Origin of the sequence: Rheinheimera sp. 4Y26 (genome assembly GCF_025245835.1) — a bacterium.
Taxonomy (GTDB): Bacteria; Pseudomonadota; Gammaproteobacteria; order Enterobacterales; family Alteromonadaceae; genus Pararheinheimera.
Map to the genome: position 1 here is coordinate 33874 of NZ_JAOBWS010000012.1, position 16229 is coordinate 50102.

Sequence of the window (16229 nt, forward strand, 5' to 3'; positions counted from 1 at the left end):
GCTGGTTGCTGAAAATCAGAAGTGTAGCCTCTGGCAATTTTGGTTAATTTTCAAGCACCATTCACCACAAATTTTTTAACTGAATGTTTTTACAGCAGATCTATTTTTTGGCTTCTGCCAAAGCTTCAAATTCGGGTAAAAAGATCTCGTAGTCAGCAGCTGACTTCATATAACCCGGTACCTGATGTGGCATTAATTTCGACTGACTGACGGCAGATTTTAGAATGAACTTATTGTATAAACTGGCGTTTTCATCATTTAAATAAGTATCAACATCAAACCAGCGTACCTCAGCAATTTCGTTGGCGGCCGGTATTAAAGCTGTTGTTGTGGCATAGAGCTGACAGACTATATACAGGTTAGACGCTCCAAACTGGCCCTGATGATGATGACGCATCCCAAGCACCGAATGAAAATTAGCCTGCACACCAGTTTCTTCCAGCACTTCGCGCACTACAGCGCTGGCCAGATGCTCTTTTGGCTCCACCATGCCACCTGGCAGCTTAAAATAACCTGGTTTTTGCCCCGGCATTGCCAACTCTTTGACCATCAATACCTGATCTGATGGCGACCACACCAAAGCGCCCACACCAATACTGTGGGTGGCCGCCAGAGGTAAATAGCTGTCGGCTTTCAGTTTTCGCACCAGCATCAGGGTGTCCGCCTGACAGTGATGATAATAAAAGCCTTGTGCCAGAGCCTCGGCAACCAAAGTGGCGCAAGCGGCATTTAACTCCAGCCAAATCAGCTGATACTGCAGCTGCCAGCTTTGAATACTGCCGGCAAGCTGGCTGCGAAATGTCTCAGGCGGCAAAGGCTCACCAGCCACCAGCAACTGCTCAGGCCCGATATAACAACCACCATAGGGATTGACTACAGCTTTAAACATCACAAGCTCCTTACGATTGAGCGGGAGCAGCTTTATGCTGCCTGAGCAGCGCCACTCCCCGCAAGATTCAGCAGACGGTCCAGCAGACAAATCCAGCACAGATAAAAGACACAGCTAGCCGGCAGAAAATCGGGCTCACAGATAAAAGAAAGCCAAAACCCGGAAGTTTTGGCCGTCTCTTTACCGATAAATCAGTGCCGTTTTTTTGTGTCTAGCGAAACAGCACTTTTTCCTTTTGAAACCAGGACACACAAAAAGCAATGGCCGCTGCCGCGATTAACAAGGTTGACCCAAGCACTGCGGCCAATAACAAATAATCAATAGTGCCTTTAACCAGCTCTTTAATAGACAAGGCCACATTCAGCACCGGTACCATAGCGGTTTTCCAGTTCAGCTCCACACCCGGCAAAATAGCCACTACCAGCGGCATAAACACCACCATAGTGACAGGGCCAATATAGTTTTGTGCTTCTTTATAACTACGCGCATAAATCGACAAGCTCAGCAATAAAGCAGCAAATATGGCCGACAACGGCAATAGCAGCGCCAAAATCAATGTTAAGTCGATAAAACCTAAGGTTTCCATCGTTTTGGCAACCACATCCACACCGGCCATAGAGCCAATCAGATAACCCCAGCCGCCAAAACTTATAACAGTGAGTGCCGCCGATACCAGCCCTGTGGTCAGCACAGTTAAAAACTTACCCAACACAATAGCGCTGCGGCTGATGGGGCAGATAAGCAAGGTTTCTAAAGTGCCCCGCTCTTTTTCACCGGCACCAATATCCATGGCCGGGTAAGACGCGCCGGCCAGCACCAGTGGCACCAGCAAATAAGCGATAAAACCACCGATTTTTTCGCCAATATTTTCCCGGCTTTCGGCAGTGTTGATGCGCTCAACTGTCACTGGCTCCAGCACCGCCGCTACTTTGTCTGAGCTGACCCCTAAACCTGCCAGTTTGTCCTGTTGCAGTTTTTTACTGAAGGTTTTGAGCAAGTCATTAAAGTGTTTAGAAATCATATCCAATTGCGACGAACTGTTATGAATAAGCTGCCATTTACTTTGATTTAAGTTGTCTGCACTGACATCAAAATCAGCCGGGATCACTATAGCCACATCAAATTTATCATCGCGGATGGCCTGCTTTAAATCCTCAGCTGCGGTGAGCTCAGTTTCAACTTTTTTAAAGTTTTTATGGTAAAACAATGCGTCTGCAAAAGCCGGCGCGCGCTCAGCGTTAATAATCACATAACGGTGCTCTTCAGCTTCAGCCTGGCGGCTGACGTTACTCATCACCAGCCCCATCAGGCCAAATAACAAAGGGAAAATTAACAGCGGCAATAACACCACAAACATCAGCGTTTTTTTATCACGCATCAGCTCTAATAATTCTTTTTGATACACCTGCCACATTTACACAACCTCCTTGTTCAGCACCTGCAAAAACGCTTGTCTTAAATCTGCCGTCGGCGACAACTGGCGAAATTCTGCCAGACTGCCATTAAAGGCGCTGATGCCGGCGTTAATGACCACCACTTTGTCACAAAGCGCCGCCACTTCATCTAAATGGTGGGTAGAAAAAATCACCGGGGTGCCCAGCTGTTTTAACGAACGGATAAAATCCAGTACCGTTTGCACTGTCATAATATCAAGGCCGGTGGTCGGCTCATCCAACACCACCACTTTGGGTGAATGCACCACAGCACGGGCGATGGCAGTTTTTTGTTTCATACCGGTCGACATATTGTCAGCCCGCCGGTTGGCAAACTCATGCATTTGCAGCAGGCTGAACAGCTCATCAATACGTTCATTCAGCGCGTTTTCGCTCATGCCATGCAAACGGCCAAAATAAGCGACGTTTTCCCGCGCTGTTAACCGGCCATATAAACCAGTGCTGCTGGATAAAAAACCAATACGTTTGCGCGCCTGTAGCGGCTTTTTAATCACATCCTGACCATCGATCAGCACTGAGCCGCTGTCTGGTTGTAATGCCGTTGATAACAAACGTAAAGTGGTAGTTTTGCCGGCGCCATTTGGTCCCAGCAGCGCCAGAACTTCACCGGCACCGCAGGAAAAACTCACATCCCGCACCGAATGAAACCTGTCACCGCCGTACCGCACATCGTTTTTTTCACTGTCCGACAGCTTATTGTTTTTGCTTAACGCAAAGGCCTTGGCCAGCTGATTGATTTCTATCATTTTTATTCCCTGAACATGACTTGAGTTCTGTTGTTATCGTTCTTTTGGGCCGAAAATAACTGACATCCTGATAAAACTCCGGCGCCTGATTGGCCGCATACCAGTGCGGAATACCGAGCAGCGGTAGCGGTGTCAGCTGATGCTGTTGTCGCAAAACGTCGTTGTTAGCAATTTGTTGCTCAAGCTCAGTATCTATGAAATCAATGCGTTGGCGCAACGGCCAGCGGAAAAAATCTTCACTCACTGCCATGGCCAGCATCTTTCCGGTGAGGCCGATAAAAGGTCGGGTGCCCATCTCATAATTGGCATGGCCAAATATCATCGCGCCAACCGAAGCTGCAGCTTGTACCTCCGGTCCCTGTGCCCGGGTAGCTTTTGCACCAGCTGTATTGTTTTGCCACAAGGCACGCTGCGCCACAAAGGCCTGCTGCCATTGATGCTGGCGCAAAGCTTCTACCACACCTTCGGCGCTTTTTTGATACAACACCAGTACGCCACACTCATCAAATAACGTTAGTTTGTTGCGAAGTTTGCTGCGTTCTTTCAAGCCGTATAACGCAATTTCAGCCATATGCAGCTGGTTGAGCAATGTTTTTGTTTTGGGGAATAAACACCAAATCAAAGCGCCGAAAAAGTCGTGCCAGTTGTTCAGCCTGGTCGGAATTTCTTTACGCTTAAAAATAAACTCTTCGTAATAACGGCCATCTTGCTCCAGCAGTACAGTGTCAACAAAACGTACTTGCGCGCCTTGCGGCAAAAATTCATTTAAGGCGTCAGGAGATGGAAAGTCAGTCAGGGTCTGCAAATGAAATAACTGCGCCAATTCGGTAAAAATTGGATTCTGTTGCCACAATTGGCTGTCCCAGCAAAGTGGCGGGGAAAATCTTTGAGTTTTATCTGCTACCGACAATTGCTTCGTGCTGATGTCTGTATTCATAAGGGCGCTCCAGAGCACCTGAACCGGCACAAAGCTACAAACATCTGAGAGAAAGCCTGAAAACTTCCGGCCACACTTACCTTTGAAATTTGACAAAAAGCGCTTGCAATTTTTCTGGTTGCTGGCACAGTCAGGTGAGTACGTCTTGACGTACATACTGCCAAATGAAATGTAATTTTTCGGATTAAATCTAACGGAGTTTTTATCATGTGTTCGATATTCGGGGTGCTTGACATCAAGACTGATGTTAAAGCCTTGCGCCAGCAGGCGCTACAGTTATCTAAGTTGTTACGTCATCGTGGTCCGGACTGGTCTGGAGTATGGAATGACAATAATGCCATCCTCGTGCACGAGCGTCTGGCCATTGTAGATACTGAAAATGGCGCGCAACCTCTGATTAATCCGCATCGAAATCACATTCTGGCAGTGAATGGTGAGATTTATAATCACAAAAATTTAGAGAAAAATTTAACCGTCGACTACGAATTTCAGACCAAGTCTGACTGTGAAGTGATTTTGCCTTTATACCTGGAGCACGGCGCCGGTTTTATCGACCAGCTGCAGGGTATGTTTGCTTTTATTCTGTATGACGCTGAGCAACAACGTTATTTAATTGCCCGCGACCATATCGGCATTATCCCGCTTTATTACGGTTATGACGAACATGGCCAGCTTTATGTAGCTTCTGAGCTCAAAGCATTAGTGCCTGTGTGTAAACAAATGCAGGAATTCCCGCCAGGGCATTATTTCGACAGCAAAATTGGCAAGTTAGAAAAATATTACGCCCGCGACTGGCAAAGTTATGACGCGGTGAAAAACAATCCGGCTGATTTGGCTGAGTTACGCACTGCTTTAGAGCAGTCGGTCAAAAGCCATTTGATGTCAGATGTGCCTTATGGTGTGTTGTTGTCCGGTGGTCTGGATTCATCGCTCATTTCAGCCATTACCCAGCAGTTTGCGCGCAACCGTGTAGAAGATGACGGCAAATCTGAAGCCTGGTGGCCACGCCTGCACTCTTTTGCTGTGGGTCTGGCCGGCTCACCGGACTTAAAAGCGGCCCGCACAGTGGCGGATGCGATTGGCACAGTGCACCACGAAGTGCATTTTACTGTGCAGGAAGGCATAGATGCGCTGCGAGACGTGGTGTATTTCCTGGAAACTTATGATGTGACCACCATCCGTGCTTCTACCCCTATGTACTTGATGGCACGCAAAATTAAAGCCATGGGTATTAAAATGGTGTTGTCGGGCGAAGGCTCGGATGAGCTCTTTGGTGGTTATTTATATTTCCATAAAGCGCCCAATGCCAAAGAGTTCCACGAAGAAACCTTACGTAAACTCGACCGTTTACATATGTTTGACTGCAACAGAGCCAACAAAGCCATGTCGGCCTGGGGTATTGAAGCCCGGGTACCATTTTTGGACAAACACTTTATGGATGTGGCGATGCGCCTCAACCCTGAAGCCAAAATGTGTGGCAAAGGCAAAATGGAAAAACACATTCTGCGTCAGGCCTTTGATGGTTTATTGCCGCACGAAATTTTATGGCGGCAAAAAGAGCAGTTCTCAGACGGCGTTGGTTACAGCTGGATTGACAGCTTAAAAGCCTTTGCTGAAAAAGAAGTGACAGATCAACAAATGGCTACAGCCAACTTCCGCTTCCCGGTGAATACGCCGGACAGCAAAGAAGGTTATTTGTACCGTACCATTTTTGAAGAACATTTCCCGCACAGTGGTGCTATCTCCTGTGTGCCAGGCGGTAAATCGGTGGCCTGCTCTACCCCTGAAGCGCTGGCCTGGGATGCAAAAATGGCCGAAATGACCGATCCTTCCGGCCGTGCTGTACGTGATGTACATGAACAAGGTTATTAATCAGCCTGGTTAACAACACAAAGCCCGCTTAATGCGGGCTTTTTTGTCGCTGGTTTTTGGTGTTCTGCCGTTGTCGGGGGCTAAAATGTCCACAACAAAAACAACGCCAGCCCTAAGCCAGAGACAGAAAAATACCAACCAGAGATGGGTGTTACCACTTTGACTATTGCGCCGCGCGGGTATGCCCTTTTGGCTTTTTCTGGTAAATTAGCGCCCTCGGTCCCGACATCATCATTATCTACGTCGAAGTAGCTAAGGCTTGCGAAAACAAGATGAAACTGAATATTTGTTGTTGGTTGCTGGCAACTTCTTTGCTGGCTCCTGTGGTTGCCGTTGCAGAACAAGCATTAACCGGACAATGGATCCGCGATATGCAGCAGCAAACCTTAACAGATCCACAAACATCCGGCCTGACCTGGCGCCATGACGAACTGATTAGCCTCGGCGATCAAAGCGCTAATCCGGCTTTGCGGATGAAGCTGTTCCGCATCAACGCCAAAACTGCCGCTTTTAATCACGAGCCAGTGCCCATCACTATTTCTGATAAAGTCCGCAGCAGCTGTTTTGGCGACTATCTGGTGAATTCACCGGATTTAGAAGCCCTGACCTGGGACAGGATTGACGACAAAACCCTGATCACAGTCACTGAAGATGCCAGCAGAGCACAATTAAGCCCGGCCTGCGGTCGCAAATATGCGCAGACCAACTCCACCACATACCCGACTTTATTGTTGAAAATCAGTCTGAACGAAGATTTTACCAAGGCTGAGATCACCGCTGTGAGGCCAGTGCAATTCCCACAGGAAGCGCAGGTTGGCAATTTACCGAACGACGGTATTGAAGGTCTGGCGGTGGATGATCATCAGAATTTATATCTGGCGCTGGAAAAAAACAGTGCCACTAAACCTGCCATTTTTAAAACCCGGTTAACTGCGGATTTTTGGGCCAAAGATAACTTTGTCAAAGTGATTGACGCCAATCTGACACTGCCGCCATTGGACAACAAAGGTCATCCTATTAATGGCATCGACTTTTTACCAAGCCCAATCCCGGGTCATCCGGGTTATCTGGTTGCTGTTGCCCGCAACGACGATCAGCTATGGATTTTTGATTTAACCAACAGAGTCATGCCTTTTGTGCAGCCACTGAGTTTTTATGTCGGAACCGACCACTCCGGCCTTTGCCCTGTGTATGAAAAAATGGTGCAAACCGCCCTTGAGGGTGTGGCGGTTAAAGACGGCAGAGTGTATCTGGTGAACGACCCCTGGAAACAACATTATCCGGACAATATTCAGTGTGATGTCAACGCCGCGCATTTTCAGAATATGTCGCCGCTATTGTTCCAGCTGGAAGTAGACCCACGCTGGTTTACGCTGGCACGGCCGAAACTGCAAACCGCAGTGCCAGGCATCAGCGCTATGGCACAGATAGATGCCGACCGGTATTTGCTGGTGCAGGATAAAAAAATTGACCAAAGCGGCGACCGGCTGGGTGTGCTGCAGTTATCAAACACAGGGCAGCCCTCTTATCAGTCGGTTTTTGTCACCGGCTGGCCCAACAATCAGCCGGCCAGCGATTTAGAATCAGCCTGTGCCCTGCCCGGTCGTCCCAATGAATTTTTAATTGGCGAAAGTGGCAGCTGGCATGGTGAATTTGGCCGGTTGTTTCATATCCGCTTATATCAGGGTTATGCCAACGTATTAGCAACTTTCCCGCTGCCACTTGAGCGGGACAACACAACTGAGCTTAACGGTGACAACTTTGAAGGTCTGGTTTGTGTCAGCAAAGCACCGAATCGTTATTTGTTAATTCTGGGTGAGCGTGGTGGTGATGGCTTGGCCGGCAGTTTAGTCTGGGGTGAGTTCGATTTAGCCGCAGGCGCTATCCACTGGCAGCCAGGCCGTATTGCAGTGCAGGCACCTCAGCCAGAAAAAGCGGAACCAAAACAACGGGATATTGCAGATTTGTATCTCGAGTCCAATGTGCTTTGGGCCAGTGCTGTGCGTGAAGCCGGCGATGGCGGGCCTTTTAGCTCTTTTATTTATCAGTTGGCGTTGATTGACCCACAAGCTGCTGTTCCGGTGAATCTGATTGGCAGCAGCAAAATTTACTGGCAGGTAGACGGTTTTAAAGTAGAGGCCCTCGCCCCACCCAGCCCGCTGTTGCCTGGCTCCAGCCTGGCGATAGGCACAGAAGATGAATGGCTACACGGTCAATGGCGCGCGTTATTCCCGCCTGTCGGCCAGTCTGCGGCTATTCCTTCACAACCACCGGCTGCATCAGATCAGGTAAAGTCTACCCCCACAAACCAGGCGCCAGTAACGGATAAACCAAAATCATGACCACAGCACACAACAATAAGGCACAGTCACAAGGCGCTGCGACAACAGCAGCTGGCGCAACAAAAGCAGCCCAACCAAAAAATCCGTTACATGGTTTTACGCTGGAGCAAATTTTAAATTTATTGCTGGCGCATTATGGTGGTTATCCGGCTTTAGCCAGGCAAGTGAAGCTGAAATGTTTTAGCGAAAACCCCAGTTTAAAATCCAGTTTGAATTTTTTACGTAAAACGCCATGGGCCCGGACTGAAGTAGAACAGCTATTTATTCGTTTAGGCTTATATCAACACAAGCCTTAAGGTTCAGCACGATAGCGCCCGTGTTTGTTTTTTGAATACGCTACGCTTAGCAAGATAAAGGATATTCCAATGCAAATGATTAAAACCCGTGCCGCCGTTGCCTGGGGTCCAGGCCAACCACTGAAAATTGAAGAAGTGGATTTAATGCCACCACAAAAAGGTGAAGTATTAGTAAAACTGGTGGCAACAGGGGTATGCCATACCGACGCTTATACCCTGTCGGGCGCCGACTCTGAGGGCAAATTCCCTTGTATTCTGGGTCATGAAGGTGCTGGTGTGGTAGAAGCTGTAGGCGAAGGCGTCACCAGCGTTGCCGTTGGCGATCATGTGATTCCGCTGTACACACCTGAATGTGGCAAATGTAAGTTTTGTTTAAGCGGCAAAACCAACTTATGTCAGGCTATTCGCGCAACTCAGGGCCAGGGTTTAATGCCGGACGGCACTACCCGCTTCTCTAAAAACGGCCAGCCGATTTATCACTATATGGGCACCTCCACTTTTAGTGAATACACAGTGCTGCCGGAAATTGCGCTGGCAAAAATTAACAAAGCAGCGCCTTTGGAAAAAGTCTGTTTATTAGGTTGTGGCGTCACCACAGGTATGGGCGCTGTAATGAATACCGCCAAAGTAAAAGAAGGCGACACTGTGGCCGTATTTGGCCTGGGTGGTATTGGTTTATCGGCCATTATTGGCGCTGTGATGGCCAAAGCCAGCCGTATTATTGCCATTGATATTAACGAAGCCAAGTTTGATATTGCGCTGAAACTCGGCGCCACTGATGTGATTAACCCACAAAAGTTCGACAAGCCAATTCAGGACGTCATTGTTGAAATGACCGACGGTGGTGTTGATTTCAGCTTTGAATGTATTGGTAATGTCAATGTAATGCGCTCTGCGCTTGAGTGCTGCCATAAAGGCTGGGGTGAGTCGGTCATTATTGGTGTAGCGCCAAGTGGCGCCGAAATCTCTACCCGCCCTTTCCAGCTGGTGACAGGCCGCGTATGGCGTGGTACGGCATTTGGTGGTGTCAAAGGCCGCACTGAGCTGCCGGAATATGTGGAGCGTTATTTAAAAGGTGAGTTTGAACTCGATACTTTTATTACTCACACCATGCCACTGGAGCAAATTAACGAAGCTTTTGATTTAATGCACCAAGGTAAATCGATTCGTACTGTGATCCATTATTAATCGTCACTCTGCTAATCAAGCAGCCTTAATAACGGTTCCAATATAAAGATGCCAAAAGGCCAGTTTTGCTGGCCTTTTTTATCGGAAAAGAGTTTTAACAAGGCCGGCTTTATCACCAGCATGTTTAAAGCGGCGTTTTAGCAAAATACCAAACGGAGCAACACATGAGTTTACAACTGGTGTCCAGTCAGCGTTGTTTTGGCGGCTTACAACAGCGTTATAGCCACAGTTCCAAAGTGCTCAACTGCACTATGCAGTTTTCGGTGTTTTTACCACCACAAGCAGAGCAAAACAAAGTACCGGTTTTGTATTGGCTGTCGGGTCTTACCTGCACTGACGAAAATTTTTCCAGCAAAGCAGGTGCCCAGCGTATTGCCGCCGAGCTTGGCATCGCACTGATTATTCCAGACACCAGCCCAAGAGGCGCTGATGTTGCTGACGCACCGGACGGCGCTTACGACTTAGGTTTAGGCGCAGGTTTTTATGTCAATGCCACGCAACAGCCCTGGGCCAGTCATTACCGGATGGACGATTATATTCAACAGGAGTTACCGGCTTTAGTTGAAGCTGCACTGCCGATCAATACCAAACGCGCCATCAGCGGCCATTCGATGGGCGGCCACGGCGCTTTGGTATTGGCACTGCGAGAGCCTGAACGTTATATGTCAGTTTCGGCTTTTGCACCTATTTGTAAACCAACCCAGTGCGACTGGGGCCGCAAAGCTTTTACTGCTTATTTAGGCGCTGACGAAACAAGCTGGGCGGCTTACGACGCCAGCCTGCTTTTGGCCAAAACCGGCAGCCAGCTGCCGATATTCGTCAGCCAGGGCGGAGACGATCAGTTTTTAGTCAATCAGCTAAAACCTGAGCTATTACAACAAGCAGCGGCTGCCAGCAATACAGCGCTGAGCTACGAGTTACAGCCAGGCTATGACCATAGTTATTATTTTATTGCGACTTTTATTGAACAACATTTAAGGTTTCATGCCCGATTCTTATTGGCCTAATCCAATAATTTCTCCCTATTTTACCTGCATCAGCGCGTGTGCTGATGCAGCTTTACACGCTAAACAAACTTCAGTCATCCTAGTAAAAACATACTCCAGCACTAAAGCTGGGTGGGCTTATACAAATTATCTGTTTCTTAGACCGTTATAAGTTTTATCAGTCGTTTTATCGATTCCGATGCGCACACCAACTCTGCAATGCCGGTACTATTAGTTAAATTCCATCCTTAACTCTGACAGAACCCACATTTACCGACGGATAAAAGATCAGCATTTTATGTTTTGCCTGATTGCAAATTTTGATTGTTTTTGAAACACTGGTTTAGGAACCTGATGACTCAAAAGGATTTTTTAGTATGCAGGACGCAACTATACTGCTGATGCTAAACACTATCGGTGCCGCCTGTATCGCACTGCTGGCTTTTAGTCTGTTTCAAATTCCACAACCACATTCGGCAGAAGCAAGAGGGTCACTACGTTATTTACGTTTTGCTGTGGTAACCTGGGCTTTTGCATTTTCTGCAGGTTCACTCCAGGTACTGACCAAACAATTGCCGGAGCTACGACCTCTGTCGATTCTATTGGCTAATTTAGGGTATGCCAGCAGCTATTTTTTTATCTGTGTTGCCATCAGCAGGCGTTATAGCAGTTATGAACTTCGAATTAAGTCATGGCAATTTATACTGTTACTTGCGATTACTGCAGTAACGGCACTGCTGCTCATTGACCACTTTATGCTGCGTAATCTTGTGATGCCGCAACTGCATGCATTGCTGCTAATCACCGCGTTGTTAATGATGAAACGCAGCCGCAGGTCATTCCATCAAGGTGATCGCTATTTAAAACTTTGTTTGTATGTACTGCTTGCAAACTCGCTGATCACCAACACAGCATTAGTCCACTTGACAATTTCCGGCATCACCACATCCTTGCGGGTTTTGCTGTTTATTCTGTTAAATGGCATTGTTCTGACAACTGCGATATACGCCCTCTTCCTCAATGACATTATTGAACAAACAAAAAATGATGGCCGTATAGACCCTCTGTCCGGAGCCTACAACAGAAGGTTGTTCTCTGAACTGACATCAAAACCAACGACGCTCTGCTCTGGAAGTGTTGTGATGTGTGACATTGATAATTTTAAGCGGATTAACGATATGTACGGACATGGCGTCGGAGATCAGGTAATAAGACAATTCAGCCATTTACTGCAATCCGCTGTGCGTCCCGACGATTTAGTGATACGGCTTGGTGGAGAAGAGTTCCTGTTAGTGCTGCACAGCACTCACCTGAACCAGGCTACGATGATAGCAAATAGGATCTGTGTCCAGACTTAAGGTTTGGTGATACAGGTCCCAAGTGAGCAGCTAAACTTTACGGCTAGTTTTGGGGTCACTCAAATCGATGAGAATGGCCTGGAAAAAGCCCTGCATCGGGCCGATGAGCTGTTATACCAGGCAAAAAACAGTGGTAAAAATCAGGTCATGGCCGACCTTAATCTACCGGCCACATTATCTTCTCATTTTGCTTAACAAACCGCGCTTACTGTAAGCCAAACAGGCACTGAGGCATAGTGAATACAGTTGCAGATCAGCGCCAGTTTCCAATTGTCATCACCAAGCATAAAAAATAGACTTTAATTTTGCCTTGCACATCTTGGATATCAAGGTTTTGGCTTTACGGTTTTGCCCCATATCGCACCAACAACTCAAACTCAGCGGCCGGCAAGGGTTTGCTGCAATAATAGCCCTGATAAAAATCACAGCCATGGGCGCGTAAAAAAGCCAGTTGTTCTGCCTCTTCCACCCCTTCGGCCAGGGTTTTGAGTTTTAATACCCGTGCCATCGAAATAATAGCGCTGACAATTTCATTGCTGTCGTTATCAAGCGGCACGTCATCAATAAAACTTTTATCAATTTTTAGTACGTCCAGCCGGTATTTTTTTAAGTACGAGAAGGATGAATAACCGGTGCCAAAGTCGTCGATGGCCAGGGCAATGCCGAGCTGATGTAAGGTATTTAAGGTGTCAAATGCGCTGCTTTCATTGGCCATAATGGCGCTTTCCGTCAACTCCAGCTCCAGCAGATGCGGCGGAAAGCCGGTTTCATCCAGGATTTGTTTAACCGTTGCGGCAATATCACCGTGTGAAAACTGGTGCGACGATAAATTGACCGCCAGTTTTAACTCTGGCAGGCCGGCGGCGAGCCAGGCTGCGCCCTGACTGCAGGTTTGACGCAATACCACTTCACCAATAGCACCAATCAGGCCAGTGTCTTCAGCAATAGGAATAAAGACACCGGGCGGCACTAATGTTGGGCCTTCGCCTGTGCCATTGTCGGGGTCCAGCCAGCGCACCAAAGCTTCAGCACCCACAATAGCACCACTTTGTACGTCGGTTTGCGGCTGGAAATACACCACAAACTGCTGCTCTGCCAGGGCATTACGTAGCTTGGATTCCATTTCTATCCGGGTGCGGGCATATTGGGTTAAATCATCAGAATAATAAGCAAAACGGCCACGGCCCTGCTCTTTGGCCCGGTACAGCGCCGCGTCGGCGTTTTGTAACAACATGGCGCCTTCGGCACCGTGCTGTGGGAACAGTGCAATACCCACACTGATGCCAATGCGCACTTCGGTAGTATTTGACAACAACAAAGGCTGATTCAGCTCATGGATAATATCGCTGGCCAGACGGCCGGCGTCTTCTTCATGCTCCAGCACCGGCAGCAGAATCATAAATTCATCACCGCCAAACCGCGCCAGTGTATCTTCCGAACGCAATTTGCCGGCAAGGCGCCCTGCTACCAGTTTTAACAGCTCATCTCCGGCCGGATGGCCAAAACTGTCGTTCACGTATTTAAACCGGTCTAAATCCAGCATCAGCAGCGCAAAGCCCTGCTGATGGCGGTTGGCGGCGTCTATAGCACCATCCAGCCGGCTTAACATCATCAACCGGTTGGGCAATCCGGTCAGCACATCATGGTGCGCCAGATATTCCAGCTCCTGTTGTGACGCTTTCAGCTGTGTTATATCGGCAAATACCGCTACATAGTTTTTAATCTGCTGCTGATGGTCATAAATAGCGCTGATGCTTAAAAGCTCAGGATAAATTTCACCATTTTTGCGCCTGTTCCAGATCTCGCCCTGCCAGTGGCCATGCTGTTGCAATTCCTGCCACATCTGAAGATAAAAACTGCTGTCATGACGCCCTGACGCAAACATGGCCGGTGTCTGTCCAAGCACTTCATCCTGCTCATAACCGAGCATATCAAGCAGACTCTGGTTCACCTGCACAATTTTATTATTGGCATCGGTGACCATAATGCCTTCGCGGGTGCTGTCAAATACGGCCGCAGCCTGTTGCAGTGAGTTTTCAAACTGCTGCCTTTTAATGGCGTTGCCTATGGTGTCCGACAATAACTTGAGCGTATCCAGTTCACTCTGACTCCACTGATAATCGGCCTGATGGGTGGTAAAACCAATAAATCCCCACCAGAGCTCACCCGACATCACCGGCAGAATAGCCAGCCCCTGCACCCCATTCTGACTTAACAGCTGTTGTACCGCCGGGCCAAATTCACTGACCGGGCCTGCCAGGATCTCGCCTTTAACCAGGACAGATTGAATATCAACCTGTGCCAGCATGTCATTATCCAAATGCACCAAATCGTGTTTCACCTGATGCTGATGCGCCCGCCAAATCGCCAAACGCCAGGCTTCGGTGCCACTTTGAAGATGCTGACACTGATACAAAAATACCGTCCCAACCTGCATATGCTCGGCCAACGCCGGCAGGTTTTGCCGAAACACCGCCAGCCAGTCGCTGTGCTGCAAAAACTGCTGACTCAGCGTGGCCAAAGTTGCCATCAGTTGTGCGCGCCGGCGCAGGTGATGTTTATACTGCGAGCGCTCCGTAATATCTTCGATACTGAGCAATAACACCGGCTCAGTATCGCGGTCAGGCGCCAGCGCATATATAGATAACTCCACCAGCAAAGGTGCCGTGGCGGGTCTTAATAAACTGGCCTGCCAGGTCAGATGAAAATTATCGCGGGGCAAATCATGTAGGGCTTTGGCAAAAACCTGCCAGTTATCCAGCTGCAGTATCTGTCTGAGCGGCAGTTCGGTGAGTTCCTGCTCAGTTTTCAGGCTCATTTGCTGTAACCGCAAATTGCTTTGCTGCAGTGTCAGATCGGCAAAACGCACTATCGCCATGCCGACAAAAGGCGAGCTGAAAAAGGCCTTTTGTACATTGTAACGTTCCTGGGTTCTGGCCTGTAAAGTCACCATATAACCCAGCATTTGCTGGCGCCAGTACAATAACAAACTGATGGACAAGATGGTAAAAAGCACCAGACTCACCATCGAGACCCAGGTGACCAGGGTACGAACCGGCGCAAGTACAACATCCTCGTTGATACGGGCCTGCAATACCAACTCTTGCCATAAACGCTGCTGCAATACCTGTTTTGGTAGAGGGTCGGCCTGGCTTTGTGCTTGCTTTAGCAAAGCACTGACCTGCACTGAAGGATCAGACCAGTTTATCAATTCAGGCAAAACAAAATCGTCCAGCCTGCTTTGTAACCTAAGCTGCATATCCGGCAGCTGCGGCCAGTACAACTGCCATAACAAGCGGCAATCACGAAAACTGACCCTGTCGGCACACCAGAGCGCCGGCAGCTCACTGTGCGCCCATTTAGGCGCAGTGATGCTTTGCCCTGCACTCAACAATGTTTTACCGCCAGCATACAACTCAATCTGGCTAAAAGCATGGTTGGCGACAAGTGGTGATAACCGGGCGCTGACGTGAGCCTCAGCAGCACTGACATCACTCACTGCATTCACCGCACCTTGCTGCGACTGTGGCATCAGCTGCTTGTGTTTTGCCAGTACAGCCAGCTGTTGCGCCAGAGCTAAATCATGACGCAGGCTGTTGATATCAAACTGCCGTTCCTGCAGCCAACGCTGAAAAAATTGCTGTTTTTGTGCCAGCACCCGCACGCTGCTGTCGCGGCTGGCGCTAAGCACCTGTTCACCATATAAATTTTTGACCAGCAAGGACAGTACAGGGGACGACAACAGGATCAATAATAACAACCACAAAATACGGGAATGGTTCACTTTGGAAAATTTAAGCAACGGCAGCGCTGTTGCTTTGTCCAGGCTGCGCTGCACCAGAAAATATAACAACAGCGAACTCAGGACTATATAAACAAGGCCTTTGGCAACAGAAAACCAGAAAATCTGTTGTGGCGGTAAGCCGGCACTGTCCAGCAGATAATCCGACAGCAGGATCCAGCCCAGGGTAAAAAGTACATAACTGACGATAATCGTCAGCACCGAACGGCGTCGGTTCTGTGGTGAGGCTTGTTCTTGCGAAGCGGGACTCATCAACAAAAAGTTATCCTGTTAGCACTGCGGTTAGTACAACAATGAGCAAAGGGTTAGCAAAAAGTAAACCTGAAGCTGATTGCAGCCAGCTTGCTGTCTGATAGCAA

9 protein-coding genes and 2 pseudogenes are annotated in these 16229 nt (G+C 48.4%); 6 read left to right on the forward strand and 5 right to left on the reverse strand.

Annotated elements, in window-relative coordinates; translation table 11 throughout:
- Window positions 1–100 precede the first annotated feature (100 nt).
- The 4 genes from N3Z11_RS14465 to N3Z11_RS14480 form a co-directional block, all read right to left on the reverse strand.
- The gene (locus N3Z11_RS14465; RefSeq protein WP_260657909.1) at window positions 101–889 is read right to left on the reverse strand and encodes an NUDIX hydrolase; all 789 of its coding nucleotides are present in this window, start codon (window positions 887–889) and stop codon (window positions 101–103) included.
- A 211-nt stretch (window positions 890–1100) separates the two neighbouring features.
- Window positions 1101–2303, reverse strand: a complete 1203-nt coding sequence (locus tag N3Z11_RS14470; RefSeq protein WP_260657910.1) for an ABC transporter permease — start codon at window positions 2301–2303, stop codon at window positions 1101–1103.
- Window positions 2304–3089: an ATP-binding cassette domain-containing protein gene (locus tag N3Z11_RS14475; protein WP_260657911.1), complete on the reverse strand. Its 786-nt coding sequence runs from the start codon at window positions 3087–3089 to the stop codon at window positions 2304–2306.
- Complete coding sequence (locus tag N3Z11_RS14480) at window positions 3037–4026, reverse strand: DUF3025 domain-containing protein (protein WP_260657912.1); 990 nt, start codon at window positions 4024–4026, stop codon at window positions 3037–3039. Before N3Z11_RS14480 ends, N3Z11_RS14475 begins: the two co-directional genes overlap by 53 nt.
- 207 nt (window positions 4027–4233) lie before the next feature.
- Between N3Z11_RS14480 and asnB the strand changes: the two genes are divergently transcribed.
- The 6 genes and pseudogenes from asnB to N3Z11_RS18085 all read left to right on the forward strand — a co-directional run bounded on the left by asnB (window position 4234) and on the right by N3Z11_RS18085 (window position 12263).
- Window positions 4234–5898, forward strand: a complete 1665-nt coding sequence (gene asnB, locus N3Z11_RS14485) for an asparagine synthase B (protein ID WP_260657913.1) — start codon at window positions 4234–4236, stop codon at window positions 5896–5898.
- A gap of 272 nt (window positions 5899–6170) precedes the next feature.
- Window positions 6171–8240 carry a hypothetical protein gene (locus tag N3Z11_RS14490; protein ID WP_260657914.1) on the forward strand — a complete coding sequence of 690 codons (2070 nt, stop codon included), beginning with the start codon at window positions 6171–6173 and terminating at the stop codon, window positions 8238–8240.
- A 71-nt stretch (window positions 8241–8311) separates the two neighbouring features.
- Window positions 8312–8536, forward strand: a pseudogene (locus tag N3Z11_RS14495) (VF530 family DNA-binding protein); the annotation flags it as partial.
- A 75-nt stretch (window positions 8537–8611) separates the two neighbouring features.
- On the forward strand, window positions 8612–9724 hold the full coding sequence (locus N3Z11_RS14500) for an S-(hydroxymethyl)glutathione dehydrogenase/class III alcohol dehydrogenase (RefSeq protein ID WP_260657978.1): 1113 nt from the start codon (window positions 8612–8614) through the stop codon (window positions 9722–9724).
- A 164-nt stretch (window positions 9725–9888) separates the two neighbouring features.
- Window positions 9889–10731 (forward strand): S-formylglutathione hydrolase, encoded by an 843-nt coding sequence (gene fghA, locus N3Z11_RS14505; protein ID WP_260657916.1) that lies wholly within the window; start codon window positions 9889–9891, stop codon window positions 10729–10731.
- Window positions 10732–11111: 380 nt separating this feature from the next.
- Window positions 11112–12263: pseudogene (locus N3Z11_RS18085) on the forward strand (GGDEF domain-containing protein).
- 145 nt (window positions 12264–12408) lie between these two features.
- Here the strand turns inward: N3Z11_RS18085 and N3Z11_RS14515 are convergent.
- Entirely contained in the window at window positions 12409–16122 is a 3714-nt protein-coding gene (locus N3Z11_RS14515; RefSeq protein ID WP_260657917.1) for an EAL domain-containing protein, read from the reverse strand.
- Window positions 16123–16229 lie beyond the last annotated feature (107 nt).

What these genes read in the sequence shown, in the direction of transcription:
- N3Z11_RS14480 (WP_260657912.1), bottom strand. Translation starts at nt 4,026, where the DNA reads ATGAATACAGACATCAGCACGAAGCAATTGTCGGTAGCAGATAAAACT.
- asnB (WP_260657913.1), top strand. Translation starts at nt 4,234, where the DNA reads ATGTGTTCGATATTCGGGGTGCTTGACATCAAGACTGATGTTAAAGCC.
- N3Z11_RS14500 (WP_260657978.1), top strand. Translation starts at nt 8,612, where the DNA reads ATGATTAAAACCCGTGCCGCCGTTGCCTGGGGTCCAGGCCAACCACTG.
- N3Z11_RS14475 (WP_260657911.1), bottom strand. Translation starts at nt 3,089, where the DNA reads ATGATAGAAATCAATCAGCTGGCCAAGGCCTTTGCGTTAAGCAAAAAC.
- N3Z11_RS14465 (WP_260657909.1), bottom strand. Translation starts at nt 889, where the DNA reads ATGTTTAAAGCTGTAGTCAATCCCTATGGTGGTTGTTATATCGGGCCT.
- N3Z11_RS14515 (WP_260657917.1), bottom strand. Translation starts at nt 16,122, where the DNA reads ATGAGTCCCGCTTCGCAAGAACAAGCCTCACCACAGAACCGACGCCGT.
- fghA (WP_260657916.1), top strand. Translation starts at nt 9,889, where the DNA reads ATGAGTTTACAACTGGTGTCCAGTCAGCGTTGTTTTGGCGGCTTACAA.
- N3Z11_RS14490 (WP_260657914.1), top strand. Translation starts at nt 6,171, where the DNA reads ATGAAACTGAATATTTGTTGTTGGTTGCTGGCAACTTCTTTGCTGGCT.
- N3Z11_RS14470 (WP_260657910.1), bottom strand. Translation starts at nt 2,303, where the DNA reads ATGTGGCAGGTGTATCAAAAAGAATTATTAGAGCTGATGCGTGATAAA.